Source organism: Sphingomonas colocasiae (assembly GCF_019880585.1).
GTDB classification, from domain to species: Bacteria; Pseudomonadota; Alphaproteobacteria; order Sphingomonadales; family Sphingomonadaceae; genus Sphingobium_A; species Sphingobium_A colocasiae.
Genome location: NZ_JAINVV010000004.1, coordinates 606,898 through 631,986, shown reverse-complemented (window position 1 = coordinate 631,986; position 25,089 = coordinate 606,898). Strand labels below are relative to the sequence as shown.

Genomic DNA, 25,089 nt, shown 5'->3' with positions numbered 1-25,089 from the left:
GGAAGAAGAACGGGGCTTCGACAGGCGCAGCCCGAACGGGCTTGTTCCAATAGCTCAGGCGGCCATGATCATCGGTTCCAGGCCCGCCAGCCGCGTGCGCACCTCCGGCTTCGCCGCCTTGCGCGGCGGCAGGCCCGCCACCGTCTTCGCGATGGCGGCGATATGCGCCGGCGTCGATCCGCAGCATCCGCCCAAAATGTTGACCTGGCCCGCATCCGCCCATTCGCGGACCAGCGCCGCGGTCTGATCGGGCAGTTCGTCATAGGCGCCCAGTTCATTGGGCAGGCCGGCATTGGGATAGACCATGATCAGCGTGTCGGCGATACCGCTCAAGGTCCGTACATGCGGGCGAAGCTGTTCGGCGCCGAACGAGCAGTTGAGGCCGATCGTCACCGGCCGGGCGTGGCGCACCGCGTGCCAGAACGCCTCGACCGTGTGGCCGGACAGGTTACGGCCCGAAAGGTCGGTCAGCGTCATCGACAACATGATCGGCAGGTCGCGCCCCAGCGCCTCGCCCGCCTCGATCGCCGCCATGATGCCCGCCTTGGCATTGAGCGTGTCGAACACCGTTTCGATCAGGATGAAATCCACCCCGCCTTCGACGAGCGCGTCGATCTGCTCGCGATAGACCTGCTTCAGATAGTCGAAATCGATCTCGCGATAGCCGGGATCGTTGACGTCGGGCGACAGCGACAGCGTCTTGTTGGTCGGCCCCAGCGCGCCCGCCACGAAGCGCGGCCGGCCGTCCTTCGCCGCATATTCGTCGGCCAGCCGCCGCGCGATCTGCGCGGAGGCGATATTGATCTCCTTCACCAGATGTTCGGCGCCGTAATCGGCCTGGCTGATCACATTGGCGGAAAATGTGTTGGTCGAGACCATGTCCGATCCCGCATCCAGATATTCGCGCGTGATCGTCTCCGGCACCTCTGGCTTGGTGAGCGCCAGGATGTCGTTATTGCCCTTCTGGTCATGGGCCAGGCCCAGCGTGCCGGCATAATCGGCCTCGACGAGCTTCCAGTTCTGGATCTCGGTGCCGAAAGCGCCGTCGGTGAGCAGGATGCGCTTCTCCGCTTCCGCGAGAAGCCGTTCGCGTACCGTCGTCATGCCGCCTCCACTCGTGCATTCGCGTCCGGCCGCAATCCGAGCAGATGGCAGATCGCATAGCTCAGCTCGGCGCGGTTGAGCGTGTAGAAATGAAAATGCCGGACGCCGCCCGCGTAGAGCCTGCGGCACAGTTCGGCCGAAATCGTCGCCGCGACAAGCTGGCGCGCGGCGGGATGATCGTCCAGCCCCTCGAACAGCCGGTCCATCCAGGGCGGGATCGCTGCGCCGCACATGGCGGCGAATTTGCGCGTCTGCGCCACATTGGACACCGGCAGGATGCCGGGCACGATCTCCGCATCGATGCTGGCGGCGGCGGCCTGATCGCGGAAGCGGAAAAAGGCGTCGGGCGAAAAGAAGAATTGCGTGATCGCGCGATTGGCGCCCGCATCGAGCTTGCGCTTGAGATTGTCGAGATCCGCCTGGGCATTCGCCGCTTCGGGATGCGTCTCGGGATAGGCCGCGACCGAGATTTCGAACGGCGCGATCTCCTTGAGGCCCGCGACCAGTTCGGCCGCGCTCGCATAACCCTCCGGATGCGGGGCGAAGCGCGCGCCCGCAACCGGCGGATCGCCGCGCAGCGCGACGATATGGCGGACACCGGCCACCCAATAGGATTCGGCGACCTCACGGATCTCGTTGCGGCTGGCCTCCACGCAGGTCAGGTGAGCGGCGGCGGGGATCGCGGTTTCCCGCTGGATGCGCGCGACGGTGGCGTGCGTGCGCTCGCGCGTCGATCCGCCCGCGCCATAGGTGACCGACACGAAACGCGGCGCAAGCGGTTCGAGCGTCTGGACGGCGCTCCACAGCGTCTCTTCCATCTTCTCGGTCTTGGGCGGGAAGAATTCGAACGAGACCTGCGCGTCGCCGGCCAGATCGGCGAACAGCGGCGCGTCGAGCGCGCGGCGCGCTTCCTCGAGCTGGTTGATGCTGAGCGTCATGCGGCCCTCCGCTGGTCAAGCGCGGCTGGCACACGGCGACCGAGCCAGAGTTTCACGGTGAGCGCACCGCCCTTCAATTCTTCGATCGCCACGGTTTCCAGTCCCGCCTCCTCATACCAATGCCTGATCTGCTCGTCGCCGAAGCCGAGCCGCGCATGCGCCTGTTCGGCGCGCAATTCCTCGCGATCGTGCGGCGCGAAGTCCGCGATCAGCAGTCGCCCGCCCGGCGCCAGCAGGCGCGCCGCCTCCGCGATGGCGAGTTCCGGCATCTGCGCGAAATGCAGCAATTGATGCAGGATCACCGTGTCCGCCGATCGATCGTCCAGCGGCAGCGCGTACATGTCGGCCTGGCGCAGATCGACGGTATCGAGCCCCGCCTCCGCCAGACGCGCGCGCGCCAGCCGCAGCATCTGCGGGCTGCGATCGATGCCCAAAGCCGCTTCGGCACCATGGCCGAACAGCGCGATCATACGGCCCGTGCCGGTGCCGATATCGACCAGCCGGCCGATCGGTTCCGGCCCGAGCAGCGCCGTCATCGCCGCTTCCACCTCGCTCTCGGCGACGTGCAGGCTGCGGATCGCGTCCCATTGTTCGGCATGGGCATCGAAATAGCGCCCCGCCGCCTCCGCCCGGTCGGCCCGCACCGCCGCGAGCCGCGCGGCATCGGCCGCCTGCCAATGATCGACCTGCCGTCCGTGCTGCCACGCATCGAGCGCCGCGACCAGGGGATCGACGATGCGCTGATCGCCCAATCCCAGGAACACCCAGCTTCCTTCGCGCCGCCGCTCGGTCAGCCCTGCGTCGGACAGGATCTTCACATGGCGCGAAACGCGCGGCTGGCTTTGCCCCAGCACCTGTGCCAGTTCGCCCACCGACAATTCCATCGCGCGCAGCAACGCGAAGATCCGAAGCCTGGTCGGATCGGCAAGCGCGCGGAAGACTTCGAGCTCGACGGACATATAGCATCATATAAAGATATCTTTATATGAGGTCAACGCACGGATTTCTCCGGCCCGACCCGGAACCGCCGCCCCGTTGCACGGTTCTGGACGGCGGGATAGGCTTGGCCACGGCCCGTATCGCGGGCCGGTCGAAATTGAAACAGGAGTGCGCTTATGAGGATTTCCATCACCGCATCGCTGATCCTTGCCGCTGCGATGGGCCTTTCGGCCTGCAGCGAGAAGGCGCAGAACGAAGCCGGCGAAGCCGCCAACGCGATCACCAGCGACGCAGCCGCGACGATCGACAACGCCGCCGCCGACGTCGCCAATATCGGCGCCGATGCGGTGGGCGCGGCCGAGAACGCCGCCGACAGGACGGGCGATGCGATCGAGAACGGCGCCAAGGCGGTCAAGGCCGGCGCCGCGAACACGCTCGACGCAGCGGGCGACAAGCTGAAAGAAGGCGCTGCCGACGCACGCAAGGGTTCGTGACCCGGCGCTGGCTGATCATACCGGCCTGCGCGGCGCTGGCCGCGTGCGATGCGGCCGGTGACAATGCAACGGTCGGCGGCGTCTCGCCGAGCGAAGCCAAGGCGCTGAACGAGGCGGCGGAAATGCTCGACGAGGGCGCCGCCAACAGCGCCGTGCCGCCGCCGCCCGCGGATGCGCCGGTGCCGGCATCCTGATCCGGATCAGTCAGGACACCAAAAGAAAAGGGCCGGGGATCGCTCCCCGGCCCTTCCTTTTTCCGCCTGGTCGGCGGGTGTCGAACGTCCGATCGGTCGATCAGAAGTCCATGCCACCCATGCCGCCCATGCCGCCTGCGCCGCCCATCGGCATCGCGGGCTTGTCTTCCGGCAGCTCGCTCACCGCCGCTTCGGTGGTGATGAGCAGGCCGGCGACCGACGCGGCGTTCTGGAGCGCGGTGCGGACGACCTTGGTCGGATCGATCACGCCGGCCGAAACCAGGTTCTCATAGGTGTCGGTCGAGGCGTTGAAGCCGAACGACGTGTCCGACTGATCGAGCAGCTTGCCCGAGACGACGGCGCCGTCATGGCCGGCGTTCGCCGCGATCTGACGGACCAGCGCGGTCAGCGAGCGGCGGACGATGTCCACACCGCGGGTCTGATCCTCGTTGGAACCGGTCAGGCCGTCGATAGCCTTGGTCGCATAGAGCAGCGCGGTGCCGCCACCGGGGACGATGCCCTCTTCGACCGCGGCGCGGGTCGCGTGCAGCGCGTCGTCGACGCGATCCTTGCGCTCCTTCACCTCGACTTCCGAAGCGCCGCCGACCTTGATCACGGCAACGCCGCCGGCGAGCTTGGCGAGACGCTCCTGGAGCTTCTCGCGGTCATAGTCGCTGGTGGTGTTCTCGATCTGCTGGCGGATCGCATCGGTGCGGCCCTTGATCGCATCGGCTTCACCCGCACCGTCGACGATGGTGGTGTTGTCCTTGTCGATCGAGACGCGCTTGGCGGTGCCGAGCATGCCGAGCGTGACGCTCTCGAGCTTGATGCCGAGATCCTCGGAGATGACTTCGCCCTTGGTCAGGATCGCGATGTCCTCGAGCATCGCCTTGCGGCGATCGCCGAAGCCCGGCGCCTTGACGGCCGCGACCTTCAGGCCGCCGCGCAGCTTGTTCACGACGAGCGTGGCCAGCGCCTCGCCCTCGATGTCCTCGGCGATGATCAGGAGCGGACGGCCCGACTGGACGACGGCTTCCAGGATCGGGAGCATCGCCTGCAGGTTCGAGAGCTTCTTCTCGTGGATCAGGATGTACGGATCGTTGAGTTCGACCGTCATCTTCTCGGGGTTGGTGATGAAATAGGGGCTCAGATAGCCACGGTCGAACTGCATGCCTTCGACGACGTCGAGCTCGAATTCGAGGCCCTTGGCTTCCTCGACGGTGATCACGCCTTCCTTGCCGACCTTTTCCATCGCCTCGGCGATCTTCTCGCCGACTTCCTTGTCGCCATTGGCCGAGATGATGCCGACCTGGGCGACTTCGTTCGAACCCGAGACGGGCTTGGAACGCGACTTGATGTCTTCGACGACCTTGCCGACGGCCAGATCGATGCCGCGCTTCAGATCCATCGGGTTCATGCCGGCCGCGACCGACTTCATGCCCTCGCGGACGATCGCCTGAGCGAGCACGGTGGCGGTGGTGGTGCCGTCACCCGCGACGTCGTTGGTCTTCGAGGCCACTTCGCGCACCATCTGGGCGCCCATGTTCTCGAACTTGTCCTTGAGCTCGATCTCCTTGGCGACGGTGACGCCGTCCTTGGTGATGCGCGGCGCGCCGAAGCTCTTGTCGATCACGACGTTGCGGCCCTTGGGGCCAAGCGTGACCTTCACCGCATCGGCCAGGATGTCGACACCGCGGAGGATGCGCTCGCGCGCGTCGCGCGAAAATTTAACGTCTTTCGCTGCCATTGATATGTTCCTTCCTAGAAGTTGAAACCGTCGTCGTGCCCCGCGTCACCGGCGCCTTTGGCCGGACCTGCGCGAAGCGCCGGCCAGGGCCGGCATGACGCGAAACGGGAGAAAGATCAGCCGACGATCCCGAGGATGTCGCTTTCCTTCATGATCAGCAGGTCTTCACCGTCGATCTTGACCTCGGTGCCGGACCATTTGCCGAACAGGATCTTGTCGCCGGCCTTCACGTCCAGCGGGGTCACGGTGCCGTCCTCGGCCTTCGAGCCCGAACCGGCGGCGACGACTTCGCCTTCCTGCGGCTTTTCCTTGGCGGTATCGGGGATGATGATCCCACCCGCGGTCTTCTCTTCAGCCTCGACGCGGCGGACGAGAACGCGGTCGTGCAACGGACGAAACTTCATGCGTCACCCTTTCCTCTATTGTGCAGGGCATCGGCCCTTGCGATTGCGAACCTATTAGCACTCGCACCTGTCGAGTGCCAGCGGCGCGCATATGTGTGTCGGTCCGGACGAGGTCAAGCGTTGTGGGCAAAATAATCTTCGCGCCAAATCCCGCTGCGATACGGCGCCCCACGTGTCGGCCGAGCCGATCGCGACGCGAGCCCGCATGCCCGTTTCGCGCGACTCGCGGCCATGGACAGGCCGGGCAAGCTTCTATAGCCCCAAGGGCGTAACGCTCATTCGGGAGTCTGGTCTTGGCGTTCGTTCGGGGTGCGTGGAGAATCCTCATGGGGGTCAAGGACGCGCTCGTCCTGTTCCTCCTGCTGCTCTTCTTCGGAATGATCTGGGCCGCGCTGTCCGCGAAGCCCAACCCGGCCAAGGTGACCAGCGGCGCTTTGCTCGTCGATCTGGGCGGCAGCCTGGTCGAACAGCCGGAGGAGAGCGATCCCGTCGCCATGCTCAGCGGCGCCTCGGTCGCGCGCCAGCACCGCCTGCGCGACGTCGTCCGCGCGCTCGAAACCGCTGCGAAGGACGACCGGATCAAGGTGGTCGTACTCGACCTCGATACCTTTGTCGGCGGCGGCCAGACGACGATCCAGCGCGCCGCCGCCGCCGTCGACACGATCCGCGCCGCCAGGAAGCCGGTGCTCGCCTTCGCGACGGGCTATACCGACGACAGCTATGCGCTGGCGTCGCACGCGTCGGAAGTGTGGCTCGATCCCTTCGGCATGGCGCTGTTCACGGGGCCCGGCGGTTCGCGCCTTTATTACAAGGGTCTGATCGACCGGCTGGGCGTCACCACCCATGTCTATCGTGTCGGCACCTACAAGAGCTTCGTCGAGCCCTATACACGCGCCGACCAGTCACCGGAGGCGAAGGAAGCCGATCGGGCGCTCGCCGGCGCCCTGTGGCAGAACTGGCAGGACGCCGTCGTCAAGGCGCGGCCCAAAGCGCAGCTCGCCGGGTTCATCGCCAGCCCCGACGCGCAGATCCGCGCGGCGGGCGGCGATCTCGCCAAGGCCGCACTCCAGGCCGGCCTGGTCGACAAACTGGGTGACCGCATCGCCTTCGGCAAGCGCGTCGCGGAGATCGCGGGCGAAGGCGACAACAAGCAGCCGGGCTCGTTCCGCCACACCAGACTCGCCAACTGGATCGCGGCCAATCCCGCCCCCGCCGGCGGGCAGATCGGCGTGATCACCGTCGCGGGTGACATCGTCGACGGCAATGCGCTGCCGGGCACCGCCGGCGGCGACACGATTTCCAAGCTGATCCTGGACGGGCTGGCGGAGAAGGACCTGAAGGCCCTGGTCGTGCGCGTCGATTCGCCCGGCGGATCGGTGCTCGCGTCCGAAAAGATCCGTCTCGCGATCCTCCAGGCCAAGGCCAAGGGCCTGCCGGTGACGGTCTCGATGGGATCGGTCGCGGCATCGGGCGGCTATTGGGTGTCGACGCCGGGTGACCGCATCTTCGCCGAACCCTCCACCGTCACCGGATCGATCGGCGTGTTCGGCATCATTCCCACCTTCGAGAATGCGCTCGCCAAGATCGGCGTCACGTCCGACGGCGTCGCCACCACTCCGCTTTCGGGCCAGCCGGATGTTTTCGGCGGCACCAATCCGACCTTCGACGCGGTGATCCAGGCGAGCATCGAGAATGTCTATGGCCGCTTCGTCGGGCTGGTCAGCCAGTCGCGCAAGCTGCCCGCCCAGCGCGTCGACCAGATCGCGCAGGGCCGCGTCTGGGACGGCGGCACCGCGCGCCAGATCGGCCTGATCGACCAGTTCGGATCGCTCGAGGATGCGATCGCCGATGCGGCGAAGCGCGCCAGGCTCGATCCCGCCAAGGCCGTTCCGGTCTATCTGGAAAAGCAGCCGGGCTTTTTCGAGGCGCTGTTCCAGGGCTGGACCCAGAGCGATCCCGAGGACAGCCGCGATGCCGATCTGCTGACCCGCCTCTCGCGGCAACGCATCGCGACCCTGTTCGCCGCGTTCAAGGATGCGGAAACCCTTGCCGACGGCCCGGCCGTCCGCGTCCAGTGCCTCGAATGCCCCATCGAACCGGCGCGCACCGCGCCATTGCGCGGCGCCACCGTCGCGCGCCTTCTGGAGTGGTTTAAATGACGATCAAGATACGCGCCGCGCGTGACAGCGACGCGGACCAGATTTCCGCCATCTACATGCCCTATGTGACGGGCAGCGCGATCTCGTTCGAGACGAAGCCGCCAAGCGCCGCCGAGATGCTGGAGCGGATGCACGGCTATGACCAGCTCTACCCCTGGCTGGTCGCGACCACCGAGGATGACGACGCCGTGCTCGGCTATGCCTATGCCTCGCGGTTCCGCGATCGCCCGGCCTATCGCTACACCGTTGAGACCTCGATCTATCTGGGCGGCGGCGTCGCCGGCCAGGGGGTCGGGCGGCTGCTCTATTCCGCGCTGATCGAGACGCTGATCGCGCAGGACTTCACCCAGGCGATCGCGGTGATCTCATTGCCCAACGAGCACAGCATCGCACTGCACGAGGCGACGGGTTTCCGCCGCGCCGGCATCGTCCGCGAGATCGGCTACAAGAGCGGTCAGTGGCACGATATCGGCATGTGGCAGCGCGAACTGTCCGAACCGACCGAACCGCCGCGCGATCCCAAGCCCTTCGCGACGAGCGGGCTGGTCGGGCCGAAATAAGCCCGGTCGCGACCGGTCAGCGCTGGTAGCCCGGCAAGCCGACGCCCCGCACGATCGCCCAGCCCCGCAGCAGGAAACCGGCAAAGGCCGCGATCACCGCAGCGGTCAGCGAGGGTACGCCCAATACGGTCAGGGCGACGAACGACAGCGACGCCAGCGCAGCGGCGGTGACGTAGATTTCCGGGCGGAGCAGGATCGACGGCTCGCCGGCCAGCACGTCGCGGATGATACCGCCGACGCAGGCCGTGATCACGCCCATCATCACCGCGGGCAAGGGCTGGATGCCGAAGGCGAGCGACTTGGCGGCGCCGAACACCGCATAGGCGGCAAGCCCGATCGCGTCGAACCAGTCCAGGGCATTCTCGCGCCAGATCCGCCGGGGCGTGAACCAGACGATCAGCGCCATCGACAGGCAGACGAAGGGCACGCGCTGATCCTGCACCCAGAAGACGGGGGCGCCGATCAGCAGATCGCGCACCGTGCCGCCGCCGACGCCGGTGACGACGGCAAAGAAGGTGAAGGTGACGAGCGTCTGCCGTTTCTGCGCCGCCGCGAGCGCGCCCGACGCCGAAAAGACCGCGATCCCGACAAGATCGAGCGTCGCGAACCATAGCGCGATCGGCAGCTTGTCCATGGCAGCATATCCCCCTTGCCGCCCTTATTCCTCACCTGTCATTCCCGTGAAAGCGGGAAACGCCAGTTCGGCTTGGCCGATCCCGCTTTTCCGTGAAGTATCGGAGAGAAGACGCGACCTGCGGTCGACTTCGGCGCCCGCTTTCTCGGGAATGACAATGCGAGAAACGGCGCCGCAGTTTCTCAAATATAGCGCTGCACGCAGGCATCCATCACCGCCGTGGGATTTCCAAGCTTCGCGACGGTACTCATCGCCTTGCGCTTCTGCTCGATTCCTTCCGCACCATTGTCGATACCCTGCCGTGCCATCAACGGCGCCAGCTTGCCATCCAGCTTGCGCTCCAGCGCGCTATATTGGGTGAGCGTCTCCTCATAACGCCCGTCGCTCGCCAGCGCCCGGCCGACGAACTGACGCAGCATGTCGCAACCCAGCCCGGCGACGAGCGGATCCTTGGGCAGTTCGGGTTGCGCCGTCGCGGCGGCCGGATAGGCCTGGGCACAGGGCTCGACCAGCTTTTCCCATTTGCCGTCGGTCACCTCGTCGGCGATCTCGGGCATGCGTTTGACCACCGCGCCGGCCTGTTCGGCGGAAAAGCTTTCCTGCCGTGCGCCGGTCAACAGGGCATAGCGCAGTGTCTCGCCCTTGGCCTCCACGCTGAGCGGCGCCTTGATATCCGTGGTGTTCACCCGCGCATGGGCAGCGGCGACGACACCGCAGGTCGCAGCCCGCTCCACCGGATCGGCGGAGAGGGCGACCTGCTTGGGTCCGCACGCGACCGTCGCCGCAACCAGGCCGGGCAGGACGATCAGCAGAGCCTTGTTCATGTTTCACTCCCGTATCAACTACGGGAGTCAGTGCTCGAGCGAGGTTTCCGTTCCTCGGCTCGTCGCGGATCAGATATGGATCGGCTTGCCCGTCACCGCCATCGCCGCTTCCTTGATCGCTTCCGAATGGGTCGGATGCGCGTGGCAGGTATAGGCGATATCCTCGCTGGTGGCGCCGAATTCCATCGCCTGCGCCGCCTGCGCGATCATCGTGCCGGCGACCGAGGTGATGATCCAGACACCCAGAACGCGATCGGTCTCGGCATCGGCGATCACCTTCACGAAGCCGGCGGTGTCGTGAATGGTCTTGGCGCGGCTGTTGCCCGCCATCGGGAACTTGCCGACCTTCACCTCACCCTTCTCGCGCGCGGCTTCCTCGGTCAGGCCGACGCCGGCGATCTCGGGCATGGTATAGACCACGCTCGGGATGACGTCGTGGTTCACGATGCCGGTAAGCCCGCCGATATTCTCGGCGACCGCGATGCCCTCATCCTCGGCCTTGTGCGCGAGCATCGGGCCGGGGACGACGTCGCCGATCGCCCAGATGCCGGGAACCGCGGTCTGGAAGCGGTGATCCGTCTCGATCTGCCCACGGCCGTTGACCGCAAGCCCGGCCTTGTCGAGACCGAGCCCGTCGGTGTTGGGGCGGCGGCCGATCGCGACCAGCACGGTATCGGCCTCGATCGTCTGCGCCTCGCCACCCTTGGCGGGCTCGACGGTCAGTACGACGCCCTCGCCCTTCTTCTCGGCCTTGGTGACCTTGGTGCCGGTGCGGATGTCGAAGCCCTGCTTCTTGAAGATGCGGCCGGCTTCCTTGCGGACCTCGCCGTCCATGCCGGGCAGGATCTGGTCGAGATATTCGACCACGGTCACCTGCGCGCCAAGGCGCCGCCAGACCGAACCGAGCTCGAGCCCAATCACGCCGCCCCCGATCACGACAAGATGGCCGGGCACCTTGGGCAGTTCGAGCGCGCTCGTCGAATCGACGATCGCCTTGTGGTCGATCTCGACGCCCGGCAGCGGCGTGACGCTGGAGCCGGTGGCGATGATGATGTTCTTCGCCCGGTAGCTCTTGCCGGCGACTTCGACGGTGTCCTTGCCGGTGAAGGTCGCGAGGCCCTTCAGCCAGTCGACCTTGTTCTTCTTGAACAGGAACTCGATGCCGCCGGTCAGGCCCTTCACCGCATCCTTGCGCGAACCGTGCATCGCGTCGAGATCGAGGCTGGCGCCGTCGACCTTGACGCCGAACTTGGCGAGCGCGCCCGAATGCGCTTCCTCGAACAGGTGCGACGCGTGAAGCAGCGCCTTGGACGGGATGCAGCCGACATTGAGGCAGGTGCCGCCCAGCGTCTCGCGGCTTTCGGCGCAGGCGGTGCGCAGGCCGAGCTGCGCCGCGCGGATCGCGGCGACATAACCGCCGGGTCCGGCGCCGATCACCAGAACGTCATAGTCGTAATCAGCCATGTCAGCGTTCCTTAGGGCGGTCGCCAGCCGGACGGGTCATCCGGCAACTCGGCGATCGCGTTCAACAAAAGTCCGGAGGAGTTCAGTCCTCAGAGATCGATCAACAAGCGGGTCGGATCCTCGATCGCGTTCTTGATCGCGACGAGGAAGGTCACGGCCTCGCGACCGTCGACGATGCGATGGTCGTAGCTCAGCGCGAGATACATCATCGGACGGATGACGATCTGGCCGTCGCGGACGACCGGGCGATCCTCGATCCGGTGCAGGCCGAGTACGCCCGACTGCGGCGGATTGATGATCGGGGTCGACATCAGCGATCCGAACACGCCGCCATTGGAAATGGTGAAGGTGCCGCCCTTCATCTCCTCCAGCTTCAGCGTGCCGTCCTTGGCGCGCTTGCCGAAATCGCCGATCGTGTTCTCGACCTGCGCGACGCTCAGCGTCTGCGCGTCGCGGATGACCGGCACGACCAGGCCGTTGGGCGCGGAGACCGCGACCGAGATGTCGGCATAGTCGCGATAGACGATCTCATCGCCCTCGATCGACGCGTTGACCGCCGGCACGTCCTTGAGCGCCTGGCAGGCCGCCTTCACGAAGAAGCCCATGAAACCCAGGCGCACGCCGTGCTTCTTCTCGAACAGGTCCTTGTACTTCGCACGCGCTTCCATGACGGCGGTCATGTCGACATCGTTGAAGGTGGTGAGGATCGCCGCGCTGTTCTGCGCTTCCTTCAGGCGGTGCGCGATCGTCTGGCGCAGGCGCGTCATGCGGACGCGTTCTTCCTTGCGGCCGCCGATCTCGGGCAGCGCGGCGGTCGGCGCGGGCGTCGAGGGCACAGCGGCCGGGGTCGGCGCATCCTTGGCGGCGCTGGCGGCGGCCAGCACGTCTTCCTTGGTCAGGCGACCATCCTTGCCGCTGCCCCTGATCGACGACGGATCGAGGCCATGCTCAAGCACCAGCCGGCGGACGGTGGGAGACAGCGTCATCACCTGCTCGCCATCGGCGGGTGCCGCCGCCTGCTGCGCCGGCGCGGGCGCGGCGGCTTCGGCCTTGGCGGGGGCCGCGGGCGCGGCTGCGGCACCGGCGGCGCCAGCCTCGATCATCGCGATCGTCGCGCCGACATTCACGGTATCACCGGGCTGGGCGAGATGCGCGCCCATGACGCCGGCGACGGGCGCGGGCACCTCGACCGCGACCTTGTCGGTTTCCAGGCTCGCGATCGGCTCATCGGCCTTCACGGGCTCGCCGGGCTGCTTGAGCCATTCGCCGATCGTCGCTTCGGTGATCGATTCGCCCAGCGTCGGGACTTTGACTTCGGTGGCCATGATTCAGTTCAACCCTTCTTCTGGCGCCGGATTTCCTGGCGAACGCTGTGGCCGAGCGCATCGGCGACCAGCGCGCCCTGTTCGGCCACATGCCGCTTGGCGAGGCCGGTGGCGGGCGATGCGGACGCCGCCCGGCCGGCATAGCGCGCGCGCTTCGGCTTGGTGCCGGCATCCGCCAGCGACTGTTCGATATATGGTTCGACGAACGACCAGGCGCCGTTGTTCTTCGGCTCTTCCTGGCACCAGACCACCTCGTCGAGATTGGTCATGCGTTCGAGCCTGGCGGTCAGCGCCTCACCCGGGAAGGGATAAAGCTGCTCGATCCGGACGATCTCGGTATTCTTGTCGCCCGCCGCGTCGCGCGCCTCAATCAGGTCGTACGCCACCTTGCCCGAACAGAGCACGAGGCGCTTCACGTCTCCCGCCTTGGGGGCATTGGTGTCGGACTTGATCCGCATGAAGTGCGAATCGCCCATGAAGTCCTCGGCGCTCGACACCGCCATCTTGTGGCGGAGCAGCGACTTGGGCGTCATGATGATCAGCGGCTTGCGGAACGGACGCAGCATCTGCCGGCGCAGCACATGGAAATAATTCGCCGGGGTGGTGATGTTGCAGACCTGGATATTGTCCTGCGCGCAAAGCTGGAGATAGCGTTCCAGGCGCGCGGAGCTGTGCTCCGGCCCCTGCCCTTCATAGCCGTGCGGCAGCAGCATCACGAGGCCGTTGGCGCGCAGCCACTTGGCTTCGCCCGCCGCGATATACTGGTCCATGACGATCTGCGCGCCGTTGGCGAAATCGCCGAACTGCGCTTCCCACAGCACAAGCGTCTTCGGATCGGCCATGGCATAGCCATATTCGAAACCGAGCACGCCATATTCGGAGAGCGGACTGTCGAGCACTTCGAACCGGCCGTGCGGCACGGTGCCGAGCGGCACATATTTATGCTCGTCATTCTGGTCGACCCAGACGGCATGACGCTGGCTGAACGTGCCGCGCCCCGAATCCTGGCCGGACAGGCGGACGCCGAAGCCTTCGGAGACGAGCGAGCCATAGGCCAGCGCCTCGCCGGTCGCCCAGTCGAAGCCCTGTCCCGTCTTGAACATCTCGCGCTTGGCATCGAGGATGCGGCCAAGCGTCTTGTGGATGACGAGATCGTCGGGAACCGTAGTCAGCGTGCGGCCGAGGCTGTCGAACAGCTTCTTCTCGATGCCCGATTCCACCGCGCGACGCGCGGTTTCTGAATCGGCGGGCTTGTTGAGGCCCGACCAGCGGCCGGCGAACCAGTCCGCCTTGTTGGGCTTGTAGCCCTTGGCGGTCTCGAACTCCTCTTCGAGCAGATCGACGAACGACTGGCTCGACTGTTCGGCCCATGCGCCGTCGATCACGCCCTCGCTCACCAGCCGCTCACCATAAATGGCGCTGACCGGCGGATGCTGGCGGATCTTCGCGTACATCAGCGGCTGGGTGAAGCTGGGCTCGTCGCCTTCGTTATGGCCGAAGCGGCGATAGCACCACATGTCGATCACGACGTCGCGATCGAACTTCTGCCGATATTCGATCGCCATCTTGCAGGCGAACGTCACGGCTTCGGGATCGTCGCCATTGACGTGGAAGATCGGCGCCTGGACGCCCTTCGCCACATCCGAGGGATAGGGCGAGTTGCGCGCGAACTGCGGCGACGTGGTGAAGCCGATCTGGTTGTTGATGATGAAATGGATGCAGCCGCCGCTGGCATAGCCGCGAATGCCCTGGAAACCGAGCGTCTCCCAGACGATGCCCTGCCCCGCGAACGCGGCGTCGCCGTGGATGAGCACGGGCAGGACCTGATCCATCTCCTCCAGATCGTCGCGGATGGCGAGCGTGGCGCGCGCCTTGCCGAGAACGATGGGGTCGACGGTTTCGAGGTGCGAGGGGTTGGGCACCAGCGACATATGGACGCTGATCCCGTCGAACTCGCGATCGGTGGAGGTGCCGAGGTGATATTTGACGTCGCCGGAACCGCCGACATCCTCGGGGTTGGCCGAGCCGCCCGAAAATTCGTGGAAGATGACGCGGAACGGCTTCGCCATCACATTGGCGAGCACGTTCAGGCGGCCGCGATGCGCCATGCCATAGACGATCTCGCGAACACCGAGCTGGCCACCATATTTGATCACCGCTTCGAGCGCGGGGATCATCGATTCGCCGCCGTCCAGGCCGAAGCGCTTGGTGCCGACATATTTGCGGCCCAGGAACTTCTCGTACTGCTCGCCCTGGATCACCTTGGCGAGGATCGCCTTCTTGCCCTCGGGCGTGAACTGGATGGCCTTGTCCTTGCCCTCCATCCGCTCCTGCAGGAAACGGCGCTCCTCCACGTCGGAGATATGCATATATTCCAGGCCGACATTGCCGCAGTAATTGGCGCGCAATATCTCGACGACCTCGCGGATCGTCGCCTTTTCCAGGCCCAGCGTGCCGCCCAGATAGACCGGGCGATCGAGATCGGCGCCGGAGAAGCCGTGATATTCGGGGGTCAGATCGGCCGGCAATTCGCGCTGGCTGAGGCCCAGCGGATCGAGATTGGCGGCCAGATGCCCGCGCACGCGATAGGTGCGGATCAGCATCTGCGCGCGGATCGCGTCGCCAGCGGCCGCGGCGATCGCGTCGGACGAGACCGGCGCGGGCGCGGCGGGCGCCGGCTTAGCGGCCTTGGGCTCGACCGCCATCTGCGTGGGATCGAGCGCGGCGGTGAGCGCGTCGGTTTCCTTGAGCGGCCAGTTCGCGCGCGCCCAGCTCGGCCCGGAGGCCGTGGTCTCCAGCCCCTCGAACCAGGCGCGCCAGGCGGGTTCGACCTTGTCGGGCGTCGCCTGATAAACGCGGTAGAGCCCTTCCACGAACCCCGGGCTCACGCCCGCGATATCGTCGAATTCCTGGCCTTCATAACCCATGTCACCGTCCTTCGTGATCGTACCCGCCCGGTTGCCGGGCGGGCGATCGATGTCCGCGTTCAGCCCTTGAGCAGATCGACGAGCGTGACGCCGAGCTCGGACGGGCTGGGAGAGACGCGGATGCCCGCTTCCTCCATCGCCGCGATCTTGTCTTCGGCGCCGCCCTGGCCGCCCGACACGATCGCGCCGGCATGGCCCATGCGCCGTCCCGGAGGCGCGGTGCGGCCCGCGATGAAGCCGACCATCGGCTTCTTGCGGCCGCGCTTCGCCTCGTCCTTCAGAAACTGCGCCGCCTGCTCCTCGGCGTCGCCGCCGATCTCGCCGATCATGATGATCGACTTGGTCGCGTCGTCGGCCAGGAACAGTTCGAGCACGTCGATGAAGTTCGTGCCGTTGACCGGATCGCCGCCGATGCCGACTGCGGTGGTCTGGCCAAGGCCCTGCTGGCTGGTCTGGAACACGGCTTCATAGGTAAGCGTGCCCGAACGCGAAACAACACCCACCGAACCCTGCTTGAAGATGCTGCCCGGCATGATGCCGATCTTGCATTCGCCGGGGGTGAGCACGCCCGGGCAGTTGGGGCCGATCAGCCGCGACTTGGAGCCGGAAAGCGCACGCTTCACCTTGACCATGTCCAGCACCGGAATGCCTTCGGTGATCGTCACGATCAGCGGCACTTCGGCGTCGATCGCCTCCAGGATCGAATCCGCCGCGAATGGGGGCGGAACGTAGATCACGCTGGCATCGGCGCCGGTCTTCGCGACCGCCTCCGCCACCGTATCGAACACGGGCAGGCCGATATGCGTCTCGCCGCCCTTGCCGGGGGTGACGCCGCCGACCATCTGCGTGCCGTAAGCCAGCGCCTGTTCGGTGTGGAAGGTGCCGGTGGCACCGGTCATCCCCTGGGTGATGACCTTGGTGTTCTTGTTGACGAGAATCGACATCGCGTCTTCTTTCCTTGTGTCATCCCCGCTTTCGCGGGGATCCAGCGTGATCGTGGTTCAACCCCGCAAAAGCGGGGACGATGGCGATTACTTCAGGCTCTCGTCGATCGCCTTGCAGGCATCGAGCAGTTCCTTGACCGCGTCGACCGAGACCTGGAGATTGCTCTTGGCCTCGTCATCCAGCTTGATCTCGACGATCTGCTCGACACCGCCGGCGCCGATGATCACGGGCACGCCGACATACAGGCCGTCCAGCCCGTACTTGCCGTCGACATGCGCGGCGCAGGGCAGCAGGCGCTTCTGGTCGTTCAGATAGGCTTCGGCCATCGCGATGCCGCTGGTGGCCGGCGCATAATAGGCCGAACCGGTCTTGAGCAGCGCGACGATCTCGCCGCCGCCGCTGCGCGTGCGCTGCACGATCGCGTCGATGCGCTCCTTGGTCGAACGGCCCTGCTCGATCAGATCGGGCACGGGGATGCCGGCGACCGTCGAATATTGCACGACGGGCACCATGGTGTCGCCATGGCCGCCGAGCACGAAGGTGTTCACGTCGCGAACCGAAACCTCGAACTCATCGGCCAGGAAATGGCTGAAGCGCGCGCTGTCGAGCACGCCGGCCATGCCGACGACCATGTGGTGCGGCAGGCCCGAGAATTCGCGCAGTGCCCAGACCATCGCGTCGAGCGGGTTGGTGATGCAGATGACGAACGCGTTGGGGGCATTGTTCTTGATGCCCTCGCCGACCGCCTTCATCACCTTCAGGTTGATGCCGAGCAGGTCGTCGCGGCTCATGCCCGGCTTGCGGGCGACGCCGGCGGTGACGATGATCACGTCCGCGCCCGCGATATCGGCATAGTCGTTGCTGCCGATGATCTTCGCGTCGAAGCCCTCGACGGGGCCGCACTGGCTGAGATCGAGCGCCTTGCCCTGGGGCACGCCTTCCACGACGTCGAACAGGACGATGTCGCCCAGTTCCTTGATCGCCGCGAGGTGCGCGAGCGTTCCACCGATATTCCCGGCGCCAATGAGCGCGATCTTTTTACGAGCCATGCAGTCTTTCTCCCTCGCCGGGGCGGAAAACGGCCATGACTCGGGCCCCGCCCATCCAAGATTGGCGCCCGCTTAGGCGCATTGGATGACAAGGGCAACCTAGGAAGCGCTTCCGCCCCATGGAAATCTTTGCAACTTATAATTAGTTGCAATAAGGCGCTGAAAGCAAGGATCGACGGACATGATCAGCCCATGCCCTCGCCCCCTTGTGAACGCGAAAAACCGGAAATCGATCCCCGCCGACTTCGAAGCGTCGGCCATGGACATGATCACTCCTGACCATGCCCCCGGGCGAGATAGTCGTCGGACTGCATTTCCATCAGCCGGCTCACCGTCCGCTCGAACTCGAAGGCGCCGTCGCCCTGTTCGTAGAGATGCTGCGGTTCCGCCGCCGCGCCGGCAAGCAGCTTCACCTTATGCTCGTAGAGCGCGTCGATCAGCGTCACGAAGCGCGCCGCTTCGTTGCGGTTCTCCGGGCCGAGCCGCGGAATGCCGACGATGATCACGGTGTGATAGCGGCGCGCGATCGCGAGATAATCGGCGGCGCCCCGCGCCTCCGCGCACAGCCGCTTGAACGAGAAGACCGCGACGCCCTTCAGACTCTTGGGCACATGCATGCTCCGCCCGCCTGGGATCGGCAGTTCCTCGGACGGCACATGCGCGCTGTCTTCGGGCGGATAATCGGTCAGGCGAAAGAACGCGTCGCGCAGCGCGTCGGTCGCCTCCTGCCCCAGCGGCGTGTGCCAGGTCTCGACGCCGCTCAGCCGCTCCAGCCGATAATCGACGGGGCCGTTCAACGTGATCACATCCAGGTCGCGCTCGATCAACGCGATGAAGGGCAGGAAATGCTCGCGGTTGAGCCCGTCCTTGTACAAATCCTTCGGCGCGCGGTTCGACGTCGCGACCACGGTCAGCCCGCGCGCCATCATCGCGGTGAACAGCCGCGACATGATCATCGCGTCGGCGCTGTTGTTGACCACCATTTCGTCGAAGGCGAGCAGGCGCGCCTCGCCCACCAGCGCCTCGGCGACGGGCACGATCGGATCACCCGCCTCTTTCTGCCGCTCGACGCGCAGGCGGGCATGAACCTCGAGCATGAATTCGTGGAAATGGACGCGACGCTTGCGCTGGATGCGCAGGCAATCGTGGAACAGGTCCATCAGCATGGATTTGCCGCGCCCCACCCCGCCCCACATATAGACGCCGCGTGGCGGCTCGGGCGCCTTGCCGGCCAGCCGCCACAGCACGCTGCCGCGCTTGGGTGTCGCCTCCAGCGCCTGTTGCAGCGTGTTGAGCCGCTCGGCCGCGCGGCGCTGCTCACGGTCGGGGCGAAGTTCGCCGGCGGCGACCAGCGCCTCATAACGATCGAGTACGTTGCTCACTCAGCGTCCGGTTTGCTCGTGGGTTTGCGGATGGTGCCGGAAAAGCCCGCCACCTTGTGATCGCCCTGGACGACCAGCCCGCGCAGGAACAGCAGCCGGCCGGTTTCGCGCAGCACCTCGACCACCGCATCCATCGGCTCGCCCACCCGGCCCGCGCCGATGAACTGCACCGACAGGTCCAGCGTGACGGCCGTGCCCGCCTCGATCAGCCCGAACAGGCGCGATCCGGCGAACAGCGCCACATCGATGAACGCCAGGATCGTGCCGCCATGCAGGTTGTTCGACAGGTTGGAATGCACATGCTGCGGAAACATCCGTACCCGCGCCTGGCCGTCGGGCTCCAGCCGCACCATCATCCGCCCGAGCAGGCTGTTGAAGCGCGTGGGATCGCTCAGTTCCCACGTCATCCAGCCCGGATTGTCGGGATCGGGCTGATGGATGAAGGATGCCTTCGTCATGCCAAACTCAGATCGTCACCCCAGCGAAGGCTGGGGTCTGCTGCCGGCAACGCGCCATCTGGTCGGCAGATCCCAGCTTTCGCTGGGATGACGCGTGCGAGATGAGCCGCCCGATCCTCAAATCTGCCGTTCGACGACCATCTTCTTCACCTCGGCGATCGCGCGCGCCGGGCTCAGCCCCTTGGGGCAGACATTGGAGCAGTTCATGATGGTATGGCAGCGGTAGAGGCGGAACGGATCCTCCAGCTCGTCGAGCCGCTCGCCGGTCATCTCGTCGCGGCTGTCGGCCAGCCAGCGATACGCCTGAAGCAGGATCGCCGGGCCCAGGAACTTGTCGGAATTCCACCAATAGCTGGGGCACGAGGTGGAGCAGCAGGCGCACAGGATGCACTCGTAAAGCCCGTCCAGCTTCGAACGATCCTCGGGCGACTGCAGCCGCTCCTTGCCCGAGGGTGCCGGCGTCACCGTCTTCAGCCAGGGCTGGATCGAGGCATATTGCGCATAGAAATGCGTAAAATCGGGCACCAGATCCTTGATCACGTCCATATGCGGCAGCGGCGTGATGCGGACTTCCTTGCTGCAATCCTCGATCGCATGCGTGCAGGCCAGCGTGTTGCGGCCGTCGATGTTCATCGAGCAGGATCCGCAAATGCCCTCGCGGCAGGAACGGCGGAAGGTGAGCGAGGGATCCTGCTCGCTCTTCATCTTGATCAGCGCGTCGAGCACCATCGGCCCGCAATTGTCGAGATCGACATCGAACGTGTCGTAACGGGGATTCTCGCCGCTGTCCGGATCGTAGCGATAGACCTTGAAGGTACGGACATTGCCGGCGCCATCGGCGGCCTTGTGCGCCTTGCCCTTCTTGACGGTGCTGTTCTTCGGCAGCCTGAACTCGGCCATTCGCTCGATCCCCGGGATGAAAGTCCGCCAAGCCGATAGTCCCAAGACCCCGGGGAGGGAAGACCTAAAACCGCTTCTTCACAGACATCTTCGCAGACAGGGGCCGAAGATCACAACCCGAGCTTTTTCGCGAGCAAGCCCTCTGCGATCGCATAAGTGCGCTCATTGTCGACGTCGATCGCCTGGCTGCCATCGGCAAGGACCACCGCCTCCATCCGCAATCCGAAGCGGCGCGACGCGCGCTTCATCGCGCCATGGATCGACACCAGCCTGAAGCGCATCAGCAGGATGTTGATCAGTCCGAAGGCGGTGATCAGCCGCTTCGGATTCTTGGCGAACTGCCCGCCTTCGCGGAACACCTCCACGCCCGCCAGCGCATGCGCGCCGGACAGCCCGTAGAGATTGCAGTTCGAATAGGCGTCGTCGCGGAATTCGTAGAAACGCCGCTGCCCCTCCGGATGGACGGCATGGATCGCACCGCGCGTGGTGAGTGCCGCGGCCGCATCCGCCCCGCCGGCGAACGCGTCGAGCATCCGGCGCAGCGAATCGTGGCTCAGCAGCACATTGTCCGCCGTCGTGATCAGGATCGGCGCCTGCACCCCGGCCGATGCCCGGATCACGCTTTCCGCGATATTGGAATCCGACTCGACGAAATCGATCGACACGCCCGCCGGCGCATAGGCCGCGACCAGCGCGGTCAGTTCGGGCACCGCGTCGGGCTCCACCGAGATGCGGATCAGCCCGATGCCGGGCATCGTCGTCAGCGTGTCGAGCACATGCGTGATCAGCGGCTTGCCGCAGATCGGCACCAGGCATTTGTGGCTGACCCCGGCGCGAACCGCGAGCGGATTCTCGACCCCGGCGCGCTGCGCGGCGAGGACGAGGACGGTGAAGCCGTCAGTCACCCGAAACCGCGCTCCGCTCGATCAGGCCGTGCCGCATCAGGCTTTCGCACAGGATCGTCTCGATCAGCGCTTCTTGGGAGATGCCCGCCGCCCTGGCGGAACGGCCATAGACCTTCTGCGACCAGAGATTGCAGTTGAGGTTGACCTCCAGCATCTGGACCTCGCCCTTTTCAAGGTCGAGACGGAATTCGTAGCGGCCATAATCGAAGGGACGGAACACCTCGACCATCTTGCGGGTGAGCGCGTCGATCTTCGGCTGCCAATAGGAATCCTGGAATTCGACGAGCTGATATTTCTGCGCGCGATCGACCAGGTCGCGCTTCTCGTAATAGGTGCGGAGATGGCTGGGATCGGCCTGCTCGAACAGCATCATCGGCATGATATAGGGTTCGCCGTCGACGGTGATGACGGGCACCTCGACATCGCTGCCGTTGAGGAAGGGTTCGACGATCGCGTCATGACCCTGGGCATGGATGCCGGCGACGGCCTCCTCCACGCCCTTCCAGTCGAACGCGTCGGACACGCCCCAGCTCGCCGACGAGGCATTGGGCTTGATCACCATGCGCTCGGCCATCGGGCAATCGGCCTCGCGCACCGGCGCGCCACGGCGATAGATCGCCCAGGGGCTGGTGGGCACGCCCCGCGCCTTCGCCTCCAGCTTGGTCAGATGCTTGTCGTCGGACAGGCCGCGCACGATCGGCGATGCGCCGAGGAACGGGATGCCGAGCCGCGTGCACAAGAGCGGCAACAGCATTTCCGAATTGAGGAAACCGCCGCGATTGAGCAGGGGAAAGACGAAGTCCGCGCCCGGATCCTCGAACAGCGCCTCGTAACGATTGGCGAGCAGCAGGTTGAGCCCCAGCCCTTCCAGGATCGTCCGCACCTCATGATGATAGACGGCATGGTTGCCGTCTTCCGGGTGAAGCGATCCATCGCCCAGCGCGTGCTTCGCGATGAACATGATGCGGAGGCGATCCTTCGCCTCCTGCGGGATGCGGAGCGTCTTGGGCGTTTGAGTCACGAACCGGCCTTTTGCTTGAAACCGCGGCCATATAAGACCGGATCCGTCGGGGTGGAAGCGCCTTGCGTCCACATCACCCGATCAGCGCGCGAAATAATAGGCGATGATTTTGCCGCAAGAACGCGGCATATGCGGCGGGCAATCCGCGTGATGATAGGGATTGGATCAAGTGATGAAGCCGAATGCCGCCGCCGTCGATACCGCCGTCTTCGCAGACGCGGCGGCGGATCTCCTCACCCGGGGCGGCGATGCCCGCATCGTCCTCGATCCCGCGACCGGGCTGAACCAGTATTTCTCGTCGCCCCGCCCGTCCTCCGCGATCGCCTATGCCTCGTCGACCGCCAACGACATCTCGGCACCCGCGTTCGACCATGTCTGCCGCAGGCTCGCGGAGGTCGCGCCCGATCTGATCCTGTCGCCACAGGGCTATCAGGACGCGCTCGACGCGCTGCGCGCGCGCATCCGCCGGGCCTATCGCCTGGGCGACGGCGTGGAGATCGTGTTCGCGCCGTCGGGCACCGATCTCGAATATGTCGGCCTCGCCCTGTGCAAGGAACGCAGCGAAGCGGGCATCCGCAACATTCTGCTCGGCGCCGACGAGGTCGGCAGCGGCTGCGTCTATTCCGCGCACGGCCAGTTCTTCGCAAACGAGACGGCGCGCGGGATCAAGGTGGTGAAGGGCGAGCCCATGGGCGGCCGGCTGCCCGCGAAGATCGAGCTCTACAATGTGCCCGTCCGCGACGATCGCGGTGCCGCCTATCGCCCAGAGGAAATCGCGCGACGGATCGACCTCGCCGTCGACGAGGCGGCGCGGGCCCGCAAGCACACGCTGGTCCATGTCGTCCATGGATCGAAGACCGGGCTGGTGCTGCCCGCCTTCGAGCATCTCGACGCGCTGGTGGATCGCCATGGCGACACCGTCAGCTTCATCGTCGACGCCTGTCAGGCGCGGATCACCAGCGCCGCCATCGCCGATTATCTGGCGCGCGGCTGCGCCGTGCTCGTCACCGGATCCAAATTCATGGGCGGCCCGCCCTTCAACGGCTTCGCGCTGGTGCCGCGCGCGATGGTCGAAGCGTCGGCGCCGATGCCCATCGCCTTCTGCAAGATCTTCCGCCGCGCCGAATGGCCGGACAACTGGCCCGATGCCGATCTGTTGCCGCGCGAAGCCAATCTGGGCCTGTTGCTGCGGCTGGAGGCATCGGTGTTCGAACTGGAGCGCTTCCAGGCGCTGGGCACGGACCGGGTGACGCGCGTCATCCTGGCCTTCCACGCCGCCGTCCGTACCGCCTTCGTCGAGCGGCTCGGCGGACGACGCATGGCCCCCTACGCACCGGGCGAGCGCGCCGAGGGCGACGCGCATCCGATCGAGATGCGGACGCTCTCCACCATCGACATATCGGGCCTGCCCGGCAGCCCCGATTTCGACGAGGCGAAACGCATCCACCGCGCATTGGTCGATGAAGGCGTACGGCTGGGTCAGCCGGTCAAATGCGTCCGGCTGCCCGATGGGCGCTGGGGCGGCACATTGCGGGTCGGCCTGTCGATGCCGCAAGTCAGCGCATTCGACGCGCTCGACGACGACGCACTCGAAACGCGGCTGGCCGGCGACATGGCGGTGATCGTCGATGCGATCGAACGGGTGCGGACGGCGGGATAGCATCGTCGCCCGGCGAAGCGCCCGTTTCTGAAATATCCGGACAAAGGGGGAGAGCATATGCGCATCTACGTTTCGGCCTTGGCAGCCGCTCTGGTCTGGTCATCCGCCGCTGCCGCTCAGGCACCCGCCACCACCGCCACCGCACCCAAGACCCCTGTCACCGTCGCCTTCTCGCAGCAGATGGATTTCACCGCCAAGGCGAACGGCAAGGACTATCGACTGTTCATCGCGATGCCGCTCACGCCGCCGCCGCCCGGCGGCTATCCGGTGGTCTATGTCCTCGACGGCAACGCCTATTTCGGCAGCGTCGTCGAAGCCACCCGGGCGCGCAGCGCGCTGGGCGGAGAGATCGCCGGCGCGGTGGTCGTCGGCATCGGCTATCCCACCGACAATCTGCTGACGATGATGGGCCGCCGCTTCTACGATCTGACGCCCGCCCAACCGACCGACGGCGAACGCCAGAAAATGGAAACCACCATGAAGCTGATGGGGGTGGACGGCATCGAATATGCCGGCGCGGACGTGCTGCTGGACATCATCGAGAAGGAGATCAAGCCGCTGGTCGGCGCCAGCCTGCCGATCGATCCGAAGCGCGGCGTGCTGCTGGGCCATTCGATCGGTGGTCTGGCTGTGCTCAACGCCCTGTTCAAGCGGCCATCGGCCTTCGATGCCTATGTCGCGATCAGCCCGTCGATCTGGTGGGCAGGGCGGGACGTGCTGAAGGGCGAACCCGCATTCGCCGGCAAGCTCGCCGCCGGGCTTTCTCCCCGCGTCTTCATCGGTGTGGGCAGCCTGGAGCAGGCGGTGCCCGATCCGCTGCCCCCCGGCATGACCCGCGAGCAGGCGACGGCGCACATGGCCGAAGCCGCAATGGTCGATAATGCGGTCGCGCTCGGCAAGCAGCTTCAGGGCCTGAGGGGCGGCGCCGGCTACAAGGTGGTCTACAAGGTGTTCGAGGGCGAAACCCATGGCAGCGTGCCCTGGGCGACCTTCAAGCCGGCATTCGACCTTGCGCTGCCGGCGAAGCCCGCCGCGAAGCCCTGATCCGCTGTCCGG

23 protein-coding genes are annotated in these 25,089 nt (G+C 65.9%); 6 read left to right on the top strand and 17 right to left on the bottom strand.

The annotated features are described in order from the left end of the window. Positions 1 to 54: 54 nt before the first annotated feature. From K7G82_RS09320 to K7G82_RS09310, 3 genes are read right to left on the bottom strand one after another with little or no spacing between them, the layout of a single operon-like run. Positions 55 to 1,104, bottom strand: a complete 1,050-nt coding sequence (locus tag K7G82_RS09320; protein ID WP_222989568.1) for a homocysteine S-methyltransferase family protein — start codon at positions 1,102 to 1,104, stop codon at positions 55 to 57. After that, on the bottom strand, positions 1,101 to 2,042 hold the full coding sequence (metF, locus tag K7G82_RS09315; RefSeq protein WP_222989567.1) for a methylenetetrahydrofolate reductase: 942 nt from the start codon (positions 2,040 to 2,042) through the stop codon (positions 1,101 to 1,103). The genes K7G82_RS09320 and metF overlap by 4 nt, the downstream gene beginning before the upstream one ends. After that, on the bottom strand, positions 2,039 to 3,001 hold the full coding sequence (locus K7G82_RS09310) for an ArsR/SmtB family transcription factor (RefSeq protein ID WP_222989566.1): 963 nt from the start codon (positions 2,999 to 3,001) through the stop codon (positions 2,039 to 2,041). Before K7G82_RS09310 ends, metF begins: the two co-directional genes overlap by 4 nt. A 156-nt stretch (positions 3,002 to 3,157) precedes the next feature. On the opposite strand from K7G82_RS09310, the gene K7G82_RS09305 reads away from it, so the two are divergent. Beyond that, positions 3,158 to 3,475, top strand: coding sequence for a hypothetical protein (locus K7G82_RS09305; RefSeq protein WP_222989565.1), 318 nt, complete (start codon positions 3,158 to 3,160; stop codon positions 3,473 to 3,475). Then, complete coding sequence (locus K7G82_RS09300) at positions 3,472 to 3,669, top strand: hypothetical protein (RefSeq protein ID WP_222989564.1); 198 nt, start codon at positions 3,472 to 3,474, stop codon at positions 3,667 to 3,669. The genes K7G82_RS09305 and K7G82_RS09300 overlap by 4 nt, the downstream gene beginning before the upstream one ends. A gap of 100 nt (positions 3,670 to 3,769) precedes the next feature. Here the strand turns inward: K7G82_RS09300 and groL are convergent, their stop codons facing one another. Together groL and groES are read right to left on the bottom strand one after the other, a co-directional pair. Continuing rightward, positions 3,770 to 5,416: a chaperonin GroEL gene (groL, locus tag K7G82_RS09295; protein WP_222989563.1), complete on the bottom strand. Its 1,647-nt coding sequence runs from the start codon at positions 5,414 to 5,416 to the stop codon at positions 3,770 to 3,772. A 116-nt stretch (positions 5,417 to 5,532) separates the two neighbouring features. After that, on the bottom strand, positions 5,533 to 5,820 hold the full coding sequence (gene groES / locus K7G82_RS09290; protein WP_222989562.1) for a co-chaperone GroES: 288 nt from the start codon (positions 5,818 to 5,820) through the stop codon (positions 5,533 to 5,535). A 293-nt stretch (positions 5,821 to 6,113) separates the two neighbouring features. Between groES and sppA the strand changes: the two genes are divergently transcribed. Continuing rightward, a complete protein-coding gene (sppA, locus tag K7G82_RS09285; RefSeq protein WP_222989561.1) occupies positions 6,114 to 7,979 on the top strand; it encodes a signal peptide peptidase SppA in 1,866 nt (621 codons plus the stop codon). Beyond that, positions 7,976 to 8,539 (top strand): GNAT family N-acetyltransferase, encoded by a 564-nt coding sequence (locus tag K7G82_RS09280; RefSeq protein WP_222989560.1) that lies wholly within the window; start codon positions 7,976 to 7,978, stop codon positions 8,537 to 8,539. The genes sppA and K7G82_RS09280 overlap by 4 nt, the downstream gene beginning before the upstream one ends. A gap of 16 nt (positions 8,540 to 8,555) precedes the next feature. Here the strand turns inward: K7G82_RS09280 and K7G82_RS09275 are convergent, their stop codons facing one another. From K7G82_RS09275 to K7G82_RS09220, 12 genes are all read right to left on the bottom strand, one after another. Further along, complete coding sequence (locus tag K7G82_RS09275) at positions 8,556 to 9,173, bottom strand: trimeric intracellular cation channel family protein (RefSeq protein WP_222989559.1); 618 nt, start codon at positions 9,171 to 9,173, stop codon at positions 8,556 to 8,558. 182 nt (positions 9,174 to 9,355) lie between these two features. Beyond that, positions 9,356 to 9,997: a hypothetical protein gene (locus K7G82_RS09270; RefSeq protein WP_222989558.1), complete on the bottom strand. Its 642-nt coding sequence runs from the start codon at positions 9,995 to 9,997 to the stop codon at positions 9,356 to 9,358. Positions 9,998 to 10,066: 69 nt separating this feature from the next. Next, positions 10,067 to 11,461, bottom strand: a complete 1,395-nt coding sequence (gene lpdA, locus K7G82_RS09265) for a dihydrolipoyl dehydrogenase (protein ID WP_222989557.1) — start codon at positions 11,459 to 11,461, stop codon at positions 10,067 to 10,069. 89 nt (positions 11,462 to 11,550) lie between these two features. Further along, positions 11,551 to 12,786 (bottom strand): 2-oxoglutarate dehydrogenase complex dihydrolipoyllysine-residue succinyltransferase, encoded by a 1,236-nt coding sequence (odhB, locus tag K7G82_RS09260; RefSeq protein ID WP_222989556.1) that lies wholly within the window; start codon positions 12,784 to 12,786, stop codon positions 11,551 to 11,553. An 8-nt stretch (positions 12,787 to 12,794) separates the two neighbouring features. Beyond that, positions 12,795 to 15,713 (bottom strand): 2-oxoglutarate dehydrogenase E1 component, encoded by a 2,919-nt coding sequence (locus K7G82_RS09255; RefSeq protein ID WP_222989555.1) that lies wholly within the window; start codon positions 15,711 to 15,713, stop codon positions 12,795 to 12,797. 59 nt (positions 15,714 to 15,772) lie between these two features. Then, positions 15,773 to 16,657 carry a succinate--CoA ligase subunit alpha gene (gene sucD, locus K7G82_RS09250; protein ID WP_222989554.1) on the bottom strand — a complete coding sequence of 295 codons (885 nt, stop codon included), beginning with the start codon at positions 16,655 to 16,657 and terminating at the stop codon, positions 15,773 to 15,775. Positions 16,658 to 16,744: 87 nt separating this feature from the next. After that, complete coding sequence (gene mdh / locus K7G82_RS09245) at positions 16,745 to 17,707, bottom strand: malate dehydrogenase (protein ID WP_222989553.1); 963 nt, start codon at positions 17,705 to 17,707, stop codon at positions 16,745 to 16,747. Between the two features lie 269 nt (positions 17,708 to 17,976). Beyond that, a complete protein-coding gene (gene zapE / locus K7G82_RS09240; RefSeq protein WP_222989552.1) occupies positions 17,977 to 19,089 on the bottom strand; it encodes a cell division protein ZapE in 1,113 nt (370 codons plus the stop codon). Next, positions 19,086 to 19,547 carry a PaaI family thioesterase gene (locus tag K7G82_RS09235; RefSeq protein ID WP_222989551.1) on the bottom strand — a complete coding sequence of 154 codons (462 nt, stop codon included), beginning with the start codon at positions 19,545 to 19,547 and terminating at the stop codon, positions 19,086 to 19,088. The genes zapE and K7G82_RS09235 overlap by 4 nt, the downstream gene beginning before the upstream one ends. Positions 19,548 to 19,664: 117 nt before the next feature. After that, positions 19,665 to 20,447 (bottom strand): succinate dehydrogenase iron-sulfur subunit, encoded by a 783-nt coding sequence (locus tag K7G82_RS09230; protein WP_222989550.1) that lies wholly within the window; start codon positions 20,445 to 20,447, stop codon positions 19,665 to 19,667. Positions 20,448 to 20,557: 110 nt separating this feature from the next. Then, positions 20,558 to 21,352 (bottom strand): NTP transferase domain-containing protein, encoded by a 795-nt coding sequence (locus tag K7G82_RS09225; RefSeq protein ID WP_222989549.1) that lies wholly within the window; start codon positions 21,350 to 21,352, stop codon positions 20,558 to 20,560. Beyond that, positions 21,345 to 22,373 (bottom strand): D-alanine--D-alanine ligase family protein, encoded by a 1,029-nt coding sequence (locus K7G82_RS09220; protein ID WP_343228550.1) that lies wholly within the window; start codon positions 22,371 to 22,373, stop codon positions 21,345 to 21,347. The genes K7G82_RS09225 and K7G82_RS09220 overlap by 8 nt, the downstream gene beginning before the upstream one ends. A gap of 172 nt (positions 22,374 to 22,545) precedes the next feature. Between K7G82_RS09220 and K7G82_RS09215 the strand changes: the two genes are divergently transcribed. After that, complete coding sequence (locus K7G82_RS09215) at positions 22,546 to 24,033, top strand: hypothetical protein (protein ID WP_222989548.1); 1,488 nt, start codon at positions 22,546 to 22,548, stop codon at positions 24,031 to 24,033. A 57-nt stretch (positions 24,034 to 24,090) separates the two neighbouring features. Continuing rightward, positions 24,091 to 25,077 (top strand): alpha/beta hydrolase, encoded by a 987-nt coding sequence (locus K7G82_RS09210; protein ID WP_222989547.1) that lies wholly within the window; start codon positions 24,091 to 24,093, stop codon positions 25,075 to 25,077. Positions 25,078 to 25,089: the final 12 nt, after the last annotated feature.

What these genes read in the sequence shown, in the direction of transcription:
- K7G82_RS09320 (WP_222989568.1), bottom strand. Translation starts at nt 1,104, where the DNA reads ATGACGACGGTACGCGAACGGCTTCTCGCGGAAGCGGAGAAGCGCATC.
- metF (WP_222989567.1), bottom strand. Translation starts at nt 2,042, where the DNA reads ATGACGCTCAGCATCAACCAGCTCGAGGAAGCGCGCCGCGCGCTCGAC.
- K7G82_RS09310 (WP_222989566.1), bottom strand. Translation starts at nt 3,001, where the DNA reads ATGTCCGTCGAGCTCGAAGTCTTCCGCGCGCTTGCCGATCCGACCAGG.
- K7G82_RS09305 (WP_222989565.1), top strand. Translation starts at nt 3,158, where the DNA reads ATGAGGATTTCCATCACCGCATCGCTGATCCTTGCCGCTGCGATGGGC.
- groL (WP_222989563.1), bottom strand. Translation starts at nt 5,416, where the DNA reads ATGGCAGCGAAAGACGTTAAATTTTCGCGCGACGCGCGCGAGCGCATC.
- groES (WP_222989562.1), bottom strand. Translation starts at nt 5,820, where the DNA reads ATGAAGTTTCGTCCGTTGCACGACCGCGTTCTCGTCCGCCGCGTCGAG.
- K7G82_RS09280 (WP_222989560.1), top strand. Translation starts at nt 7,976, where the DNA reads ATGACGATCAAGATACGCGCCGCGCGTGACAGCGACGCGGACCAGATT.
- K7G82_RS09275 (WP_222989559.1), bottom strand. Translation starts at nt 9,173, where the DNA reads ATGGACAAGCTGCCGATCGCGCTATGGTTCGCGACGCTCGATCTTGTC.
- K7G82_RS09270 (WP_222989558.1), bottom strand. Translation starts at nt 9,997, where the DNA reads ATGAACAAGGCTCTGCTGATCGTCCTGCCCGGCCTGGTTGCGGCGACG.
- lpdA (WP_222989557.1), bottom strand. Translation starts at nt 11,461, where the DNA reads ATGGCTGATTACGACTATGACGTTCTGGTGATCGGCGCCGGACCCGGC.
- odhB (WP_222989556.1), bottom strand. Translation starts at nt 12,786, where the DNA reads ATGGCCACCGAAGTCAAAGTCCCGACGCTGGGCGAATCGATCACCGAA.
- K7G82_RS09255 (WP_222989555.1), bottom strand. Translation starts at nt 15,713, where the DNA reads ATGGGTTATGAAGGCCAGGAATTCGACGATATCGCGGGCGTGAGCCCG.
- sucD (WP_222989554.1), bottom strand. Translation starts at nt 16,657, where the DNA reads ATGTCGATTCTCGTCAACAAGAACACCAAGGTCATCACCCAGGGGATG.
- mdh (WP_222989553.1), bottom strand. Translation starts at nt 17,707, where the DNA reads ATGGCTCGTAAAAAGATCGCGCTCATTGGCGCCGGGAATATCGGTGGA.
- K7G82_RS09235 (WP_222989551.1), bottom strand. Translation starts at nt 19,547, where the DNA reads ATGACGAAGGCATCCTTCATCCATCAGCCCGATCCCGACAATCCGGGC.
- K7G82_RS09230 (WP_222989550.1), bottom strand. Translation starts at nt 20,447, where the DNA reads ATGGCCGAGTTCAGGCTGCCGAAGAACAGCACCGTCAAGAAGGGCAAG.
- K7G82_RS09215 (WP_222989548.1), top strand. Translation starts at nt 22,546, where the DNA reads ATGAAGCCGAATGCCGCCGCCGTCGATACCGCCGTCTTCGCAGACGCG.
- K7G82_RS09210 (WP_222989547.1), top strand. Translation starts at nt 24,091, where the DNA reads ATGCGCATCTACGTTTCGGCCTTGGCAGCCGCTCTGGTCTGGTCATCC.